The 17551-nt window shown below is 41.9% G+C and carries 16 protein-coding genes and 2 tRNA genes; 8 read left to right on the top strand and 10 right to left on the bottom strand.

The window, feature by feature from the left end; genetic code table 11:
* Window positions 1-51 precede the first annotated feature (51 nt).
* Window positions 52-1140 (bottom strand): DNA/RNA non-specific endonuclease, encoded by a 1089-nt coding sequence (locus FTU79_RS13350; protein WP_168378985.1) that lies wholly within the window; start codon window positions 1138-1140, stop codon window positions 52-54.
* Between the two features lie 264 nt (window positions 1141-1404).
* On the opposite strand from FTU79_RS13350, the gene FTU79_RS13345 reads away from it, so the two are divergent.
* Window positions 1405-2121, top strand: a complete 717-nt coding sequence (locus FTU79_RS13345) for a hypothetical protein (protein WP_180050641.1) — start codon at window positions 1405-1407, stop codon at window positions 2119-2121.
* A 201-nt stretch (window positions 2122-2322) separates the two neighbouring features.
* Here FTU79_RS13345 and FTU79_RS13340 read toward each other — a convergent pair whose 3' ends face one another.
* Window positions 2323-4203 carry a potassium transporter Kup gene (locus FTU79_RS13340; protein WP_078193161.1) on the bottom strand — a complete coding sequence of 627 codons (1881 nt, stop codon included), beginning with the start codon at window positions 4201-4203 and terminating at the stop codon, window positions 2323-2325.
* A gap of 122 nt (window positions 4204-4325) precedes the next feature.
* Between FTU79_RS13340 and FTU79_RS13335 the strand changes: the two genes are divergently transcribed.
* From FTU79_RS13335 to FTU79_RS13325, 3 genes are all read left to right on the top strand, one after another.
* Window positions 4326-4416, top strand: a tRNA-Ser gene (locus FTU79_RS13335).
* A gap of 428 nt (window positions 4417-4844) precedes the next feature.
* Window positions 4845-5072 (top strand): hypothetical protein, encoded by a 228-nt coding sequence (locus tag FTU79_RS13330; RefSeq protein ID WP_078190515.1) that lies wholly within the window; start codon window positions 4845-4847, stop codon window positions 5070-5072.
* Window positions 5073-5262: 190 nt separating this feature from the next.
* Window positions 5263-5338 (top strand) — tRNA-Thr (locus FTU79_RS13325).
* A 51-nt stretch (window positions 5339-5389) separates the two neighbouring features.
* Here the strand turns inward: FTU79_RS13325 and FTU79_RS13320 are convergent.
* The 3 genes from FTU79_RS13320 to FTU79_RS13310 all read right to left on the bottom strand — a co-directional run bounded on the left by FTU79_RS13320 (window position 5390) and on the right by FTU79_RS13310 (window position 8826).
* Window positions 5390-6217: a cyclopropane-fatty-acyl-phospholipid synthase family protein gene (locus tag FTU79_RS13320; RefSeq protein ID WP_180050638.1), complete on the bottom strand. Its 828-nt coding sequence runs from the start codon at window positions 6215-6217 to the stop codon at window positions 5390-5392.
* A 1-nt stretch (window position 6218) separates the two neighbouring features.
* Entirely contained in the window at window positions 6219-7517 is a 1299-nt protein-coding gene (locus tag FTU79_RS13315) for an FAD-dependent oxidoreductase (RefSeq protein WP_180050635.1), read from the bottom strand.
* 430 nt (window positions 7518-7947) lie between these two features.
* On the bottom strand, window positions 7948-8826 hold the full coding sequence (locus tag FTU79_RS13310) for a pirin family protein (RefSeq protein ID WP_180050632.1): 879 nt from the start codon (window positions 8824-8826) through the stop codon (window positions 7948-7950).
* A gap of 322 nt (window positions 8827-9148) precedes the next feature.
* Between FTU79_RS13310 and ycaC the strand changes: the two genes are divergently transcribed.
* Together ycaC and FTU79_RS13300 are read left to right on the top strand one after the other, a co-directional pair.
* Window positions 9149-9781, top strand: a complete 633-nt coding sequence (ycaC, locus tag FTU79_RS13305) for an isochorismate family cysteine hydrolase YcaC (protein WP_180050753.1) — start codon at window positions 9149-9151, stop codon at window positions 9779-9781.
* Window positions 9782-9887: 106 nt separating this feature from the next.
* Window positions 9888-10811, top strand: coding sequence for a LysR substrate-binding domain-containing protein (locus tag FTU79_RS13300; RefSeq protein ID WP_168378962.1), 924 nt, complete (start codon window positions 9888-9890; stop codon window positions 10809-10811).
* 69 nt (window positions 10812-10880) lie between these two features.
* Here FTU79_RS13300 and ahpC read toward each other — a convergent pair whose 3' ends face one another.
* Window positions 10881-11444 carry an alkyl hydroperoxide reductase subunit C gene (ahpC, locus tag FTU79_RS13295; RefSeq protein ID WP_078190520.1) on the bottom strand — a complete coding sequence of 188 codons (564 nt, stop codon included), beginning with the start codon at window positions 11442-11444 and terminating at the stop codon, window positions 10881-10883.
* A gap of 162 nt (window positions 11445-11606) precedes the next feature.
* Window positions 11607-12245 (bottom strand): TetR/AcrR family transcriptional regulator, encoded by a 639-nt coding sequence (locus FTU79_RS13290; protein WP_180050629.1) that lies wholly within the window; start codon window positions 12243-12245, stop codon window positions 11607-11609.
* Between the two features lie 133 nt (window positions 12246-12378).
* On the opposite strand from FTU79_RS13290, the gene FTU79_RS13285 reads away from it, so the two are divergent.
* Window positions 12379-12843, top strand: coding sequence for a hotdog fold domain-containing protein (locus FTU79_RS13285; RefSeq protein ID WP_180050626.1), 465 nt, complete (start codon window positions 12379-12381; stop codon window positions 12841-12843).
* Window positions 12844-12966: 123 nt separating this feature from the next.
* On the opposite strand, the gene ssb is transcribed toward FTU79_RS13285, so the two are convergent.
* The 3 genes from ssb to FTU79_RS13270 form a co-directional block, all read right to left on the bottom strand.
* Complete coding sequence (gene ssb / locus FTU79_RS13280) at window positions 12967-13554, bottom strand: single-stranded DNA-binding protein (RefSeq protein ID WP_078193176.1); 588 nt, start codon at window positions 13552-13554, stop codon at window positions 12967-12969.
* A gap of 51 nt (window positions 13555-13605) precedes the next feature.
* Entirely contained in the window at window positions 13606-14970 is a 1365-nt protein-coding gene (locus FTU79_RS13275) for an MFS transporter (RefSeq protein ID WP_111884498.1), read from the bottom strand.
* Between the two features lie 155 nt (window positions 14971-15125).
* Window positions 15126-16211, bottom strand: coding sequence for a DUF475 domain-containing protein (locus FTU79_RS13270; RefSeq protein WP_180050623.1), 1086 nt, complete (start codon window positions 16209-16211; stop codon window positions 15126-15128).
* 207 nt (window positions 16212-16418) lie between these two features.
* Between FTU79_RS13270 and tenA the strand changes: the two genes are divergently transcribed.
* A complete protein-coding gene (gene tenA / locus FTU79_RS13265; protein ID WP_078193179.1) occupies window positions 16419-17084 on the top strand; it encodes a thiaminase II in 666 nt (221 codons plus the stop codon).
* Window positions 17085-17551 lie beyond the last annotated feature (467 nt).

The following is a 17551-nucleotide window of genomic DNA, read 5'->3' as shown; positions in this document are numbered from 1 at the left end:
CAAGCAATGATCCTCTTCATCGCTCGCAGTTCAGCGCTATTAGCTGCTCGATTATTTCAAAATCTGTAGCAGATATTGCAAAATTTCTTCAATCAATTGTTTGACCAAGGCATCTTGATTGTTGTCATTTTCACTGCTTGCCATGGATGTCTCTCCCACAGAACCACCACTCGATTTAAACTCTTTTTGCAAACTTAAAATCTTGTCTTCTGCGACATCTGCAGCACACTGGCTTTCAGCATCCCAATGCAAATAAGCGATATCTTGATTTGCTTTTACTTGGGTGGCTTTGAGTGGCAAACGGTAGGTATTACGCTTTTGGTCTTCGGTTAATTCTGGAAAGAAATTAATTCCAGTCAGTTCTTCTAGCGCACAAATACTCATGACTTTGACTGTCGGTGCCGTATCACGCAAGGTATTGTCTGCATAGTACACGCCTGCAACACCTTTTTTCGGCAAATAGATCGCCTTATAAGTGGCGGTCGGCACAATGACCCCTTGCCCGATGGTTTTTAATTTTTTCGCACTGTATACCGGCCCCGTCACCACATAGACATCTTGCTTTTGTTTGGTCACTATCGCCCGTGTGGCTTCTTCTAACTCGCGCCACACTTGCTGATTATTTTTTGGGGCTTGCGGCACCATATTGGCCAAAGAAAAACTGTCTAACTGTGCCGCTTTATTGGGCATATCGGCATTGGGTGCCATGTGTCCACGGTCATAGCCTGAAGATTTATAGTCTGACAGCAAAGCCCGATATTCAGACGGCACGCGAGTCTCTTCATGAAAGTTATCTTCACGCGGAATTTTTTGACTCAGGCGTGCAGGGGTTAATGCTTCTGCAACCCAAAGCGGTGTCTTGGATATCCCTGAATACATGACATTAAAGCCATTAAAACACAGGGGGAAACTATTTTTGTGCAGGCTTTCACGGACCAAATAAGGCGGCACTTCACGGTAAAATTGGTCCAAACAGGCGCTATTTGAACTGCTGCTCATGGAAACAAGTTGTTGAATTTTTTCTTGCCCGAAAGCAATTGCAAAGCTCCCTGTTGCCACCAGACCTAACAGCACTTTTATGCCATTTTGCCCAAATAACTGTGAAAGCGGATTTGCTGAATTGCGTTTCTTTTTAACCATGACTTACAACAATGACTTCTAAAAAGGACTATTTTTCCGCAGCTTAGCAAGGGTGAAAATTTTAGTACACTTTTCTTTTTTAATTTGCTTAACAATCACACAAATATTGTTTAACAAAGCAGCAGTTGATGTAACTTTATGTCGCAGTTGTGCAGGTCTTTATAAGAAGTCATGAAGCAGTTGCGTATGTTTCATTGAATTCGCCTCAAGAATTATGACAAGGTAAAAATACGAAAAATTGCGATAAAAATATACGGAGTGACTATGCATTCTAAAATTTTAGGTTTAGGTTTAATTTCAGGTTTAATGAGCGCAGCAGCATTTGCAGAGCCGCCGATTCAACCCGGTGACACTTTAGAAAGCTTGTCTAAAGTCAAAATTGTGACCACTGTGAATGGTCAACCCGGTTCTATTCAGGACTTGGTATCAAGTGGTCAAGTTCAATTGCTTGAAGCACCTGCCGGACAAGTCAATGCCGCTGCAACAGAACAGCCCTTAAACCCTGAACAGGCTCAGGCAAACCAAATCGATCCGAATGCCCCTGCAGTCCCTGCAAATGCTGAACAAGCAGCGACTGAAGCGGAAAATGCACTCGCAAATGAACAGCAAAGTGTAGCTGCTGCACCTACAGAGCAGTCTGTGCCAACTGAACAAACGGCAGTGGCCAATACACCTGAAGCCGCGGTAACTGAAGCACCTGTGGAAACAGCACAGCAAGTACCTGAAGCCGTATCAGCGGATAACAACGCTGCACCCGTCATTGCCTCTTCTGCAGAAGCGCCAGTGAATGCCGATAGCGCATCGGCTGCATTACCTGAAGCCCCTCAAGCACAACAGGATGCTTTTATGGCAGCACCTGAAACTCAAAGTGCAAATCCTGCAGATGCATCAATTCAAGCCAACCCAGAAGCACCTGTTGCTGACGAAGCCATCCAAGCTGCGCCTGAAGCCTCTGCAGATGTAGACGCGACAATCAACTAATCAGCGTATTTTCAAGGATGAAATAACGCAACATGTTCATTCTGTTGTTTTGCTCGCATACTCCTCCCAGGAAAAAGCAACAGAATGATCTCTATGTCTTTGGACTAAATAAGTTCAATTATCCCAAATAAAAAAGCCAGAATTGATCTGGCTTTTTCGTGTTTAACTTTTAAATCTATGCCTAAAAGTTAAATCTACGTCTTAAATTTCAATCTGGCTGCCCAACTCAACCACACGGTTGGTTGGAATTTGATAAAAATCGCTGACTGGACTGGTATTTCGCTGCATAGAGATAAACAGCTTTTCTCGCCAAGGTGCCATTCCTTCACCCAATGTATGAATAATACGGTCTCTGGAAATAAAGAAACTGATTTGCATTAGATCAAATTCAAAGCCCAATTCACGATACGCATGCTCCAAAGCGGCAGGAATATTCGGCTGATCTTTAAACCCATAAAACATCGTGATTCGATAGAATCGATCATCTAGTTTTTCCGTGATCACCCGCTCATTTTCGGGTACAAATGGCACATCTCGGGTGTTGACCGTAACCATAATATTGCGTTCATGCAGAACTTTGTTGTGCTTAATATTATGCAACATGGCATGAGGCACGATCTCAGGCGTTCCTGTCAAGAATACGGCATCACCTGGAACAAACTTGGTTTCACTACCCATGCTGACACTGCGAATAAACAGGTCAATAGGCAAAGCATCTTTACCGAGCCGATTGAGCACCAATGCCCGTCCATCTTTCCACGTCATTAAAATCGTAAACAATACCGCACCAATCAGGATTGGAACCCAACCGCCCGCTGCAATTTTTAATGATGTCGATGCAACAAAGATCAAATCAATCAATAAAAATGGCACTGCAAATATTGCCACTTTCCAAACCGGCCAACGCCATAAACCATAAGCCAAAACTGAGATCAAAATCGTACCGCAGAGCATGGTCATGGTCACAGCTACGCCGTACGCACTGGCCAAGTTCGCACTGTTTTCAAACAGCAAGATCAAGATCAGCACCGAGATAAACAATGCCCAGTTAATAAATGGCAAATAAATCTGACCACGTTCAACTTCAGAGGTATGTTTCACTGTCAAACGCGGCAAATAACGCAATTGAATCGCCTGATTGACCATAGAGAATACCCCTGTGATCACCGCTTGAGAGGCAATCACCGCGGCCGCTGTCGCCAAAGCAATCATTGGATACAATGCCCATTCAGGGATCAGCATATAAAATGGATTGGCTAAAGCTTCAGGATTACGCAGTAGCAAGGCACCTTGGCCTGCATAGTTCAACAGCAAGCACGGCATGACCACAATAAACCATGCCAAGCGGATTGGGAGTCGGCCAAAATGCCCCATATCGGCATAGATTGCCTCACCACCTGTCATCGTCAAGATGACCGCACCCATGGTCAAGAATGCAACATAGGGCTGCTGTACCACAAAATTGAAAGCCCAATGCGGACTGATCATGGTCAACACAAATGGTGTTTGCGAAATACTCCATAGTCCAAAACCACCAATGGATAAAAACCACATGAGCGTCAAGGGACCAAAGAATTTACCCATCGTGCCTGTGCCATGGCGTTGCACTAAAAATAGCCCCGCCAAAATACCAATCGATAAGGGTTGCAGCCATTGGTTAAACATCGGCGTCGCAATACTTAAACCTTCAATCGCGGATAACACAGAGATTGCGGGGGTAATGATCCCATCACCAAAGAACAAAGATGCCCCAATAAAACCAAGAGCGATCAGGTAGATTTTTTTGTTTTCGGCAATTCGTGTGGTTCGTAGATTCAAGGCCAACAGCGACATAATACCGCCCTCGCCATTGTTATCTGCGCGCATGATGATGCTGACGTATTTAAAACTAATCGTCAGCATGATGCACCAGAAAATCAGGGACAGAATACCCAGCACAGACGCTTCGCTAATCGCCAAATGTGCTGTGAGGAAACATTGGCGCAGCGCATATAACGGGCTCGTCCCAATGTCTCCGAATACTACGCCCAAAGCTGCCAAGGTGATGGCAGGCAATGCGGCTTTTTGTGCAGTACTTTGCATATAATTGTCTTCAATTTAGACAGGATTTTTGCGAATCATAGCACCGCTCAAGATGTTTTTGTCTAATTCAATTGTTTCTCTTGGCAGAATATATTTTTTTCGCTATTATCCACCGCGCAAAAGGTGAAGTGTCCGAGTGGCTGAAGGAGCACGCCTGGAAAGTGTGTAAACGTTTATAGCGTTTCGAGGGTTCGAATCCCTCTTTCACCGCCAGAATAAACTGCAATGCCAAGCAGAATGAAGGTCTAAATTGATAAAATTTAGGCCTTTTTTAATTTTATTGTTCTCAATATTAAATATCCCCCTAATTGATCTTCTATTTGTTTAGCTCAATAACTTCACAGTATTTGAGTCCTGATTGATGGATTTCAATCACACGTTTTTTTCCTAATGCATGACTTATGGATTTTTTATTGGCAGCAAGAAAGACACGTTTATTTACAAATACAAATTTTATATTCTAAAGACAATTACTTAAGCCTATGCTAAAAATAAATCATCCTCTCAATATAGGTGCTATTCAAAAAATTATTCATTAATTTAAACATCATAGAACTGAAACGCGATTGCGGTACTTTTAACTTGATCAACGAAAAACTTAAAAAACACCTTTCATATATCACTGCTATTCGGGAGAGAACATGAATAACAGCCAGAATTATGTTAAGCAGATCAAGAATGCCAAACGTGGTGGCTATACCCCAACCCTTGCCAAAGACATCAATAAACATAAAATTCAAAAAGCACAGCGTCTGATTGACGAATGGCGAAAGCTCGCCAATGAACTCCGCCCCCAAATGCAACTGGAGATGGCATATACACTTGAGGAATGCGCACAGGATCTAGACCAAATTTTAAGAATGAAATAGCACTCAACGTTCATCCATCCTATTTTTTCGCCCACATCTTGTGGGCGAAACATTGCCTAATTTTATTTTTCTGGTTTTTAGAGCCAAACATCGGTTGAATGCTGAATAAATCAAACGTATAAATTACATTCGATTTGCTGTTTTTTTAACTTGCACCACTTCAAAAAATCTGTAGAATGCATTCCACAACGCCGGCATAGCTCAGTTGGTAGAGCAACTGACTTGTAATCAGTAGGTCCACAGTTCGAATCCGTGTGCCGGCACCATTTCTTAGCCTCACTTTTTAGTGAGGCTTTGATGTTTTTAGAGCCACTCTTTTATGGCTTCCTCGCGCTAATCTGCACATAACGAATCAGCCCGTCTCGATACAACTTTTCGCACAATTTTGCCGTCATCTTGATTTTGAATTGATCCACATGACTCAGGCTCGTCTGACTTTTTTGTTCTTGAATATAATCGGCAAAACCCTGAAATACGAATTCGCTGATATCTTCAATCTGGATATTTTCGAAACCTGCCTGTTGCACTTGGTGTTGTAAATTTTGCTTTGAATTTAAATTTTTCAAATTCACATCTGCTGCTTTCAACAGACTTTGATATTGCAGTCGCCGTAATGAATTTAAATTCAAAAACGTATCGGACAACATTAAATAGTGAAAAGCAAAGCGTCCTTTTGAATTCAAAACATTAACAACTGATAAAAGCAATAAATTCAAATCACTATGATACGCAGCATCAATACACAGCACTGCATCCATAGCGTTTTGTGGATAAATATTTTTTAAATTCAAAAATGAATCTTGTTGTATTTTGATTTTTGAATTTAAATTTTTTTGGATTTTTTCCACACATTCGGTTTGCAATTCGACTGCGGATAAGTTTTGAATTTGAAAATGTTCCATCCAAAAAACCAAGCTCGCGCCCTGCCCACAACCAAGGTCTAAAACACGATCTGTAGATTTTAATTGAATGGATTCGGCAAGATATAAAGCGAGTTTTTGACAGGCTGCAGGATAGGATGATTTTGCATCATCCCAATAGCCCAAATTGCTCCAAGCAAGCTCCGCATCATCTCCGAGTAATCGACTGTTAATCGCATATTTATGGCTAGGGACGTACTGACGAATTGCTTGAAGCCATTTCATGTTAGTAACCGAGTTGAGGGGCAACCTCCACTTTAGGTTTTAAACCCACAAACGGCAATGGTGCACCAAAAATTTCTGCAATATGCATAGCAGACGTTACCGCAGACTCTAAAATCGGCAGACCGTCACAAGACCATGAACCACAGAAGAAGACTTTACGTTCAGGGGATAAATGTCGTTGCTGTAACTCTTTATTCAGCGCCACGGTATGTGAATCCACCACTGCACGTGTCAAACTGACCGAAGAGATCACTTTTTTAGGATCAATCGGTGTCACTGGCTGCCAGGTTTGGAACACAGGGGTTTTACCCACCAAGCTCGGCTCAATGGAGTTGAGCCATACGGTAAATTGCTGACGGGTAAATTTACGGTCCATCATATAACTTAGTACAGACCAATCTTTACGCTTCGGTGGCATCACGGTTTGATCAGTGTGAATCACCAACTGACCTTGCTCAAATTTAAATTTCTTTAAAAGCTCAATATCGTCAGCAAACTGGGTTGAATCTAAAAATTCTTCCGTTTTGGTGGTTGGTGTCGCGACTACAACACGATCGAATAGATGATGTGTTCCGGCCTCAGTTTCCACCAAGACTTTATCGTCTTGCTCGTGCACTTTGGTAATTGCCGTACCACTTTGAATATTTAAACCTTCAATCAGTTTATCAACCAACGCAGGTGTACCACCTTGGATACGCAGCAAGGCATCGCCATTGGTCAATTGACGCAAGAAAATCAACAGCGGTTTAGCAGGCCATTCGCCAATCGTTTTCGGGTTACAGGTGCAAATGGTATACAACACTGGCATGACCGCACCATGCCAAAATACTTCTTCAATTTCATTTTTATTAATGAACTCGGCAAGCATGATGTCCTGATTTTTTGATTTAAAAAATCGAGTGATCGCGGCTTTGAGTTGCAACATTCCTTTGACTAAACGCCAGCCATATTGTTGTAAGCCTTTCCGGTTATTAATAATTGGGAAATTACCAATACGGCTACGACTGGTGGTCAACCACGTTTCTGTACGATCTTCAAATAGCCAACTGCATGCCATATAGGTACGGACGGGGAAGGTTTTAATCCCTAAATGGGTCGCCAAACTTAAGGTATTTTTCCAGAGGTGTGGATTCATCACACGCAAAGGGGCATCGATCAAGCCGCCTTCAAACTCAGTGCTGTGGCTATCCATACCACGACCAGGCAGAGCTTCGAAAATTGTAATGTTATGCCCTGCGTCTTTAAGAATTCTTGCGGTAGCCAGCCCAGCCATGCCACTACCGATGACTGCAATTTCCAATTTTCTTTTCCATCTATAAAACACAGTTTAAAAGTATGACTGATCAGAAGTTAAAAATAGCTATTAAAAAATACCAGATTCGCACTTTTTGTATGGATTTCAGTACAGCCGTTTTTAAGTTAAATTTACAAATATTTACAGTCAGAAAGCACACAATTTAAGCTTTGTTTTTTAAACATATTTTTCTTTAAAATTTTAATTACCCTATAAAACCAAACAATTAAATTAACCATTTTTATAACTTTCGGTTTACTTTAAAGCCAAGTACCGCTAAGATGCGCCACATAAGAAAGTGATAAATTCATCACAATTTATAAAAAGTAAAATGATATTTAAATCATGACAACAATAAATACTACAGCGCTCAATAAAAAAGCCTCTGACTGTTCAGAGGCTTTTTTTTCGGCTATTTCAACGGCATGATTTTCACTTAAGCTTCATGCGCCACTGCAATTTCACCAAATTTTCCGTTATTGAAATCATCAAAGGCTTGAATGATTTCAGCTTTGCTATTCATCACAAATGGGCCATAACCTTGAATCGGCTCATTTAGTGGCTCACCGCTAAGTAACAGAAATTGTGTGTCCTGCAACGCTTGTAGCTGAATGGCGATATCATCTTTGGCAAACATGACCATCGAACTGTCTTGCACTTTATGGCTTTCATTCACCACAACCTCACCCTTCAAGACCACCAAAATGGTGTTATGCCCTTCAGGTACATGTAAGGTGGTTTCATATTGAGCTTTCAATTCACCATCCCAGACATTCACTGGACTAAAGGTTTGTGCAGGCCCAAGGTGACCACCCATTTCACCGGCAATCACCCGAATATGCCCTGCACCTTCATCCATGTCTATGCGAGGAATATCTTGGCGTGTGATCGCTTGGTAACAAGGCTGAGTCATTTTGTCTTTTGCCGGTAAATTCACCCACAATTGAACCATCTCAAAAAGACCACCTGCTTGAGCAAATTCAGGCGAATGAAATTCTTCATGCACCAGACCCGACCCTGCGGTCATCCATTGCACATCGCCTGTTTGAATTGTGCCGCCACCACCACTTGAGTCCTTATGAGTCACTTCACCGCTGTAGGCGATAGTCACCGTTTCAAAACCACGATGTGGATGTGAACCTACACCATGCCGTGCAGTGGTGGGATCGAACTGATAAGGTGCCGCATAATCCAAAAGCAAAAATGGGCTAATCGCCTGACCTAGACGATCATAGGAAAATAAGCTTTTGACTGGAAAACCATCGCCCACCCAGTGCATTTGCTGATTACGATAAACACCAATTACTTTTTTCATTTCTTAGCTCCTATATTCATACGATAGGATGAACATAGCGCTTATTTTAAGCTTTGAAATACTTGATGGCCATCATCCAGATAGCATTCTATATCTCAAATTTAGAACAATACTCAGACATACAATCTGCACCTCACTCAAAACCAAGCATTAATTCAGAAATTCTAAGCTTTAAGTCATATATAACGATGAATTATCCCAATTTTATGATTGAGCTTCTCATTTAAACCCATTTCATTGTCTCATTTTTACAACTATTCTAAATCTAGTTAACACGCAGATTTCATCTGATCCTGCGTACTTGCAAACAGGAAAGAGGACAATAAAATGGGGCAAACCTTACGTTCGTTTAGACAAAGATAATGCCGCGGTACTTTTAGTTGACCATCAAACAGGTCTACTTTCATTGGTTCGCGACATTGATCCAGATAAATTTAAAAATAATGTGCTCGCACTGGCTGCAGCCGCAAAATATTTTAATCTTCCAACGATTCTCACCACCAGTTTTGAACAAGGTCCAAACGGTCCATTGGTTCCAGAACTAAAAGAGATGTTCCCTGACGCACCTTATATTGCACGCCCAGGTCAAATTAATGCTTGGGACAATGAAGACTTTGTGAAAGCCGTCAAAGCAACAGGCAAAAAGCAATTGATTATTGCCGGTGTAGTGACTGAGGTTTGTGTTGCATTTCCAACCTTGTCTGCTTTAGAAGAAGACTTTGGCGTCTTTGTGGTGACCGATGCTTCAGGTACATTCAACCATTTAACCCGTGACTCAGCTTGGCAACGTATGACGCAAGCGGGTGCGCAGCTTATGACGTGGTTTGGTACCGCGTGTGAATTACACCGCGACTGGCGTAATGATATTGAAGGTTTAGGTGCGCTTTTCGGCAACCATATACCGGACTACCGCAACCTAATCAACAGCTATACGCAAAATACTGAAAAGAAATAATCCTTCAGTAGTAAAAAGCGGCTTCGAGCCGCTTTTTTTATACCTGATGTATAAATTGACGTATGATGATTTGAATTGAAATAATTTTCACTGCATAAGGTGATCCATGCATTCATTTGATGACTATTACTACTTTTACTTGGTGGTGAAACATGGCGGTTTTAGCGCTGCAAGTGAAGCATCGAATATTACAAAATCAAAATTAAGCCGACGCATTTTAGATCTCGAAGCCAAATATAATGTCACCCTTATTCAGCGTTCTACCCGACACTTTAAGGTCACGACATTAGGCCAAGAATTGTATGAAGAATGCATAAAAGTGATCGAACAAGTCGAATGTGCGCATCAGGTACTCCTGAAGCAAAAAAGTGAACTTGAAGGCTTGGTTAAAATTAGTTGTCCACCGGTCATGATGGAACATCAAATTCGCCCCTTGTTAAATCAATTTTTAAAAGATCATCCCAAAGTTCAGGTCGAACTTGAGCTGTCTAGCCGCCGTGTAGATGTCTTGCATGACGACATTGATTTAGCGATTCGTACCAATTTTAGTAAAAATGAAGACTCGAGCATTATTGTACGTGACGTGATTAAAACCGTGCATTGCTTAGTGATTAGTCCTGAACTTTTACAAGGACGCGAGTTAAAGCATATTTTCGAATTGACAGAATTTCCGAGTATCGTTTTGGGTACACAGAAAAACCGCTATCAATGGCATTTGCATCATACGGGACAGCAAGAGCAGATTGAAATTGCCTTACAACCTCGGATTAAAAGCAATGACTTAGCCGGTGCTTATTATGCGGTACTCGATGGTTTAGGCATCGCAGACTTACCGTATTTAACGGTACAAGCAGATATTGAGGCAGGTCGTTTAATTCACCTCTTCCCCGAATGGTGCTCAAATGTCGGTACGGTACAATTGGTATATGCTTCGCGAAAAGGTCAGCGCCTAGTCATGGAAAGATTAATTGACTATTTAGTCGCTGGAATTCGTGACTATGCTCCGGAGCATGATGGCTATTTAGTTTAATGTTCTAGACCACAAAAAAAAGCCAGAACTGAGTTCTGGCTTTTTTAAATCTACGGTTGGATCACTAAATTAGATTTTACCCACTAGGTCGATCGATGGTGCAAGCGTCGCTTCACCTTCTTTCCATTTTGCAGGACATACTTCACCTGGGTGTGCATGTACATATTGAGCAGCTTTTACTTTACGCATCAATTCAGAAGCATCACGGCCGATACCACCTGCGTTGATTTCAACGATTTGGATTTTACCTTCAGGGTCGATCACGAAAGTACCACGGTCAGCAAGACCATCCGCTTCAATTAAAACATCAAAGTTTTTCGCAAGTGTCCAAGTTGGATCGCCAACCATTGGGTATTCGATTTTCTTAATTTCTTCAGAAGAATCGTGCCAAGCTTTATGCGTGAAGTGTGTATCAGTAGATACTGAATAAATTTCTACACCCATTTTTTTGAATTCAGCATAGTGATCAGCAAGATCGCCTAATTCTGTTGGACATACAAACGTAAAGTCAGCAGGATAGAAGAACACCACAGACCATTTACCGTAGAAGTCTTTTTCTGAAACTTCAATAAATTGACCGTCTTGGTAAGCGGTAGCGTTAAATGGTTTTACTTCAGTATTAATTAAACTCATTTGATATTCCTCTAACTCATTTCAGGGATTGCTTATCTGTTGAAGCTAGAATACGAAATATCAAACCATAGGTAAAACCGAACTTTTTTATAAAAACTATCGAATTTTTAGATTTGTTATTTAAATCAATCTTTGCCTTTCCATCGTGCAAAGCAATCAAGTTCAATGAGAGTAAGCTTTCATATCCATACAGAGGGTCTGCCAAGCAGCCTGTATAAACTGTTGTTTATAGTGTGATGGTGGCGTTTTTACTTTATGCGACAACCATGCCCGACAATAATTTTCCGTTGCCCCCAAGACCAAAGACATCATTAATTCTTTGGGTAAATGCTCGATCAAATGCCAATCGGGTTGTGCGGTCAACCAGTCCAGCAGTGCGCTATTGCGTTGTAGATTATGTTGTTTTAACTCGGCTTGTAGCGCTTCCTTACGCATACTAAACCCTGCCGCATACAAGAATCCTGCAAAATCTGGATACGCTTCGACCCAGTCGATATACGAGCACAAAATGGCTTGAATGCCTTGCTGCAGCGATTGAGCCTGTGTCAAGGCGTCTGCCCTTTTTGCAAATTGATCTTGCAATGCCGCAAAATACAATGCTGCTACTAAACCATCTTTATTTTTAAAATGATGGTAAATCGCACCAACACTGGTCTCTGCACGGTCTCGTACATGTTCAATCGTCGTCGTTTCAATCCCTTGCTCTAAAAAACATGCAAGGGCTTCTCCTAAGATCTGCCGTTTAAGTTCCGCTCGGCGACCACTGTAAATTCGTTGCAATAATGCTTGATTTGACGACATCGATACCTTCCCTTTGATCGGGTCATTTTAAAACAATGTTGGCTTTTTTTAATAGCTGTGACGTCATTTACGCCATTAACAGAACAATATTCTGTATTAGAATTATATTCTGAATAATGACGGATAATTAAGCATGAGCCAAGCATTAAAATTATGGAAGACCTTCCAAAACAAACCCGCAGGGAAATGGACTTTTTCAAAATTGCTGTGTTTGAAAGCACCGTATTTCAGCAGTATTTCGCCTGTTTTTGATGAATTAAAGCCCCAATACTGTGAACTACATATAAAAAAACAGCGCAGCGTGCTGAATCATATTGGCACTGTCCACGCGATTGCCATGTGTAATATGGCTGAATTGGCTGGCGGAACCATGACCGATGTGACCGTTCCGAGCAGCCATCGTTGGATTCCCAAAGGCATGACTGTGGAATATTTGAAAAAAGCCGATACAGATTTAACAGCCATTGCCACGCCTGTCGATGTTAATTTTACGTGGAATGCAGGGAGTGATTATTTGGTGAATGTCGTGGTGAACAACACACGTAATGAAGCAGTTTTTAAAGCCGTGATTACCATGTGGGTTTCTGCAAAAAAATAAGTCATCGACTCAATTTCAAAATGAAACTGATCTTTCAAGATGAGACCTGCGAAAAAAAACCCTCAAGATTGAGGGCTTTTTTTGATGATGATCTACCGTTTTAAACGCTGTGTTTAAGGTTCATTAGAACGGTAAGTCGTCATCTAAATCTGCTGCTGCAGGAGCCGGTGTCGGTGCAGGCTGTTGTTTTGGCGCAAAACCACCTGGGTTGTTATTGCCATAGCTATTGCCTTGAGCCGGTTGGTTATTGCCATAACCGCCTTGGTTTGAGCTATTACCGTAGCCACCTTGGTTTTGGTTATTGTTATAACCACCTTGTTGATTATTAAAACGAGGCTGACCAAAATCACCGCCTTGACCTTGTTCGCCTTGTTGGCGATTATTGTCAAGCATTTGCATTTGTTCACCACGAATTTCAGTCGTGTAACGCTCTTGACCGCCTTGATCTGTCCACTGACGAGTACGTAATGAACCTTCAATATAAACTTTAGAACCTTTGCGCAAATATTGCTGTGCAATTTCACCTAAGCGGTTATGTAACACAATACGGTGCCATTCTGTTTGCTCTTTACGTTCACCTGTATTTTTATCTGTCCATGAATCACTCGTTGCAATTGAAAACTGAGTGAGAGAACCACCATTTGGGAAAGTTTTTGTTTCAGGGTCACGACCCAAAGTACCAACTAAAATGACCTTATTTACACCACGCATCAGACGTATTCTTCCTATTTGTTTCTATTATTTACTTTATAAGAGTTATGCTTAAATGGCTACCTCTTTCCCTAACAAGTGCGTTAAATGTTGTCGCGCAGATTCATCCATCTGCTGCTTATCCACTTTTACATAAGCCACTTGCTGGTCAGACATCACCACAACTTCTTCAATACCACGAATTGCTAAAAGCTGAGAAGTCCATTCATCCGTTTCTTTATCTTCAGGCAAACTGAAAACCATAGACGATAAATAACGCGGCTGAGCCAACCCAAAACTAATGATCAACCATAAAATGGCTAGCCCTGTCAGGATGCCCCATCCCATTGCCGTATCATTTAGCAACAGAAGTTGCCCGCCAATCATACCACCAAAAAATGCCCCCAGAAACTGACTGCTGGCGTTCACCCCCATGGCAGTCGCTTTGGATTGAATTGGAGCTGCTTTCGATAACCATGACGGTAATAATGCCTCCATCACATTAAATGCGATAAAGAATAATCCTAAGCCAGTAAGCAGAATATATTTTGATTCGAAACCAAAAATTAAGATGCCCAATCCTAAAATAATGCCACCAATGGCGGTCAAGAAAATGCCGCGCATTTTGCGATATTTTTCCGCCAAAATAATACTTGGAAAGGCAAAAAACAGGCTCACGACCAAAAGCGGCAAATACACCAAACCATGTGAATGTAATGGAATATTGGCAAAGTCAATCAACTGAGACGGTACATAAATAAACATCGCGGTGAGCAGTAAATGCAATGAAAAGACTGAAACATGTAAACGATTTAGATCAGGCATTTTCAGTACTTGCTTTAACTGCGTCAGATAACCTTGTTGAAAATTTTTATGATGACGCGTTACTTTCGGTACCAATAGCAACATCGCAATCGCGGCAAGTCCCATGATGGTGGTCACCCAAAATAAACCCGAGATGCCGACTAAACCTGTGAGCCAAGGCCCAAGGCTGAACGCGACCACAAAGGACAAACCGATACTCATCCCCATCATGGCCATGGCTTTAGTACGCTGTTCTTCACGTGTGACATCGGCTAACAAAGCCATCACTACGGCAGATACAGCACCACCACCGGCAATCGCACGCCCGATAATTACGCCGTAGATGCTATCGGACATCGCCGCAATTGCACCGCCTAAAGCAAACAACAGCAGCCCGATCACCACCAACGGTTTACGGCTATAACGGTCTGCAATCAAACTAAACGGAATCTGTAAAATCGCTTGGGTCAAGCCATAGACACCCACCGCTAAACCAATGAGTGCCGGTGTTGCCCCTGCATATTGCTGACCTGCCACAGAGAAAACAGGAATAATCATGAACAGCCCCAGCATACGTAAGGCGAAAATACTACTCAAAGCAAAAGTTGAGCGTCGTTCAAGAGCATTCATCATAGCTGGTTAAAAATTCATTAATCTTGGAATGGGATTATAGGACATTCAGCTTAAAGCGAAGCAGGATTTTTATTGATTTTAAATATCCTGATGATTGGACAAATAAAAAGCGCAGCTGACGCTGCGCTTTTTGGGAGATTTTAGGCAAATTTAAATTAGCCTAAATTTTCTTGACGCTTTTTATATTGAATTGAGGCAATCACAGCCCAAACAATAAATGCCACACCAATTAGACCCGTTACCACTTCAGGGACATGAAGACCTGTGCCACTCGCCAACATAATGAAGGCCAAAGCACCAATCGCATAATGCGCACCATGTTCAAGGAAGATATAAGCATCTAAGGTGCCTTTATCCACTAAGTAAATGGTCATTGAACGCACGAACATAGCACCAATAGCAAGACCGAGCATAATGATTACGACATCAGAGGTAATCGCAAATGCACCAATCACACCATCAAAACTGAATGAGGCATCGAGTACTTCAAGGTAAAGGAAACCACCAAAACCTGCTTTGATCACGCCCGTCGGTACGCCATTTGCGTCATGTCCAACCGCATTACCGTTTTCATCAACTTCAGGTTCACCACCCAATAAATGACTCAGTACTTGGACACCGATATACACCACGATCCCCCAGATACCCGCCATCACTACCGCTAGACGAGAGGCTTCGGCCACGTTTGCTGCCATTACCAATAACGCAATTAGGGCAATAAACACGGACATCGCAGGAACGTTTGCAAGATTAGCTAAACGGCGCTCTAGCCAACGGAACCAATGGGTATCTTTCCCTTCATCTAAGAAGAAGTTCAGGAACACCAACAATAAGAAAGCACCACCAAAGGCCGCAATTTCTGCATGATGTGCCATCAATTTTGCAGAGTATTCAATTGGATTATTCAATGCCAATTGCACCACTTCCATAGCGCCCATGTCAGCCGTTACAGCAACAATGACGATTGGGAAAATCAAACGCATACCGAATACAGCAATCACGATCCCGACAGTTAAGAAAATCATTTTCCAGAAATGATCCCAACCACGGAGTACCGATGCATTCACTACAGCGTTATCAAATGACAATGATACTTCCATCACTGCCAAAATTACAGTAATGGTCAGTGCTGTCAGCATGGCTTGCACACCTGCATTTGGGCCATGATTCAGACCCCAATATGCAGAAATGGCAAGACACACGATCGTAAAGACGATTGAGAAACCAAAATGTTTCATCATGATAGATCGACCTATTCATTCAATAAGATTTCAAAATGAGGGAATACCCAGTTTGAAGCTAAGTTTATGGCGCAATTATGCCGCTTTTCAGGATTGAAACCAAAAATTATTCGTTACATTTTGAATAAACACTCTAAGATGGAGGCTCTCAATTACATCGCATCATGGTGTAGACCCGTCTTTCATTTTTAACGACAGGAATGTTCAATGCGTTTTTCTGAAGAAGTTTGGCAACGTAATACCGCGTTATATCAGCAGATTCTCCATCTACCGTTTAATCAGGAATTGGCTCAGGGCAGCTTAAGCCGCGATGCCTTTTGCCACTATGTCATTCAGGATGCCCATTATTTATTGGCCTATGGTCGTGCGCTTGCAGTGTGTGCAGCCAAGGCGTTTGATGCCGACGATGTGATTCAGTTTTCTGAAGCGGCAAAAATTGCCATCGTGGTGGAACGTAGTCTGCACAATGACTTTATGCAAGGTTTCAACATCAGCAAAGAACAGTTTGAAAATACTCCACTGACCCTTGCCTGCCATCATTACACTTCGTTTCTAACAGCGACAGCATGGTCAGAAAGTTACCCTGTGGTCCTTGCCTCACTCCTGCCTTGCTTTTGGATCTATGCTGAAGTCGGCAAAGCCATTGTCAGCCAATCTGTGCCTAATAACCCTTACCAAGCATGGATCGACACCTACTCAGGTGAAGACTTCAATACTGCTGTGCAAAACGTGATTCAAACCATTGATCGAGTGGCCGCCCGCTGTGATGCAGATACACGTGAAAAAATGCATGCCGCCTACACGAACGGCGCAAAATTAGAATGGATGTTCTGGGACAGCGCGTATCAACAGCGGACTTGGCCTGTTGAATAAGCTATTGATTTAAGCTCTGATGTTACGCCCGTAAAAGTAATTTCGCATTTTTAATATGCTTTTTAAGTCTATTCGATGGAATCTTACATCCAGAGTTTGAATAAAGGGATCAGCCTTCGGCTGGAGGTACTTTTGTTTCGGCAAAAGTACCCAAAACCATTGTCATCCGCAAAACTCGTTCACTAGCGTCAAATTATTCAAAGTATCGCAAAAACATTTGTGATTAGAAGTCGTCCTGTCTCAAACACTTGCGGATGACTTTACCGCGTATCGTTCTTTTATTTGAATCAAATTGCGCTTCTGATTTTACTGCATAACATCAGTTAAAATGTATAAAAATTCTCTGTACACGACAAAAATAGATAACTCATTGAAATAATGTCACAATAATTGTTTTCTAACGACGAATACTATGACACATCTCAATGAGTTATATCTTATCTTAAACAAATCTCTAAAATGGAACA

The sequence above is a fragment of the Acinetobacter sp. YH12144 genome (genome assembly GCF_013418345.1).
GTDB lineage: Bacteria > Pseudomonadota > Gammaproteobacteria > Pseudomonadales > Moraxellaceae > Acinetobacter > Acinetobacter amyesii.
The sequence above is the reverse complement of the archived record's forward strand: the minus strand, read 5'-3'. Positions and strand labels throughout refer to the sequence as shown.

Excerpts from the sequence above, each read along its gene's own strand:
- FTU79_RS13350 (WP_168378985.1), bottom strand. The coding sequence starts at position 1,140 with ATGGTTAAAAAGAAACGCAATTCAGCAAATCCGCTTTCACAGTTATTT.
- FTU79_RS13345 (WP_180050641.1), top strand. The coding sequence starts at position 1,405 with ATGCATTCTAAAATTTTAGGTTTAGGTTTAATTTCAGGTTTAATGAGC.
- FTU79_RS13340 (WP_078193161.1), bottom strand. The coding sequence starts at position 4,203 with ATGCAAAGTACTGCACAAAAAGCCGCATTGCCTGCCATCACCTTGGCA.
- FTU79_RS13330 (WP_078190515.1), top strand. The coding sequence starts at position 4,845 with ATGAATAACAGCCAGAATTATGTTAAGCAGATCAAGAATGCCAAACGT.
- FTU79_RS13320 (WP_180050638.1), bottom strand. The coding sequence starts at position 6,217 with ATGAAATGGCTTCAAGCAATTCGTCAGTACGTCCCTAGCCATAAATAT.
- FTU79_RS13310 (WP_180050632.1), bottom strand. The coding sequence starts at position 8,826 with ATGAAAAAAGTAATTGGTGTTTATCGTAATCAGCAAATGCACTGGGTG.
- FTU79_RS13300 (WP_168378962.1), top strand. The coding sequence starts at position 9,888 with ATGCATTCATTTGATGACTATTACTACTTTTACTTGGTGGTGAAACAT.
- ahpC (WP_078190520.1), bottom strand. The coding sequence starts at position 11,444 with ATGAGTTTAATTAATACTGAAGTAAAACCATTTAACGCTACCGCTTAC.
- FTU79_RS13290 (WP_180050629.1), bottom strand. The coding sequence starts at position 12,245 with ATGTCGTCAAATCAAGCATTATTGCAACGAATTTACAGTGGTCGCCGA.
- FTU79_RS13285 (WP_180050626.1), top strand. The coding sequence starts at position 12,379 with ATGAGCCAAGCATTAAAATTATGGAAGACCTTCCAAAACAAACCCGCA.
- ssb (WP_078193176.1), bottom strand. The coding sequence starts at position 13,554 with ATGCGTGGTGTAAATAAGGTCATTTTAGTTGGTACTTTGGGTCGTGAC.
- FTU79_RS13275 (WP_111884498.1), bottom strand. The coding sequence starts at position 14,970 with ATGATGAATGCTCTTGAACGACGCTCAACTTTTGCTTTGAGTAGTATT.
- FTU79_RS13270 (WP_180050623.1), bottom strand. The coding sequence starts at position 16,211 with ATGATGAAACATTTTGGTTTCTCAATCGTCTTTACGATCGTGTGTCTT.
- tenA (WP_078193179.1), top strand. The coding sequence starts at position 16,419 with ATGCGTTTTTCTGAAGAAGTTTGGCAACGTAATACCGCGTTATATCAG.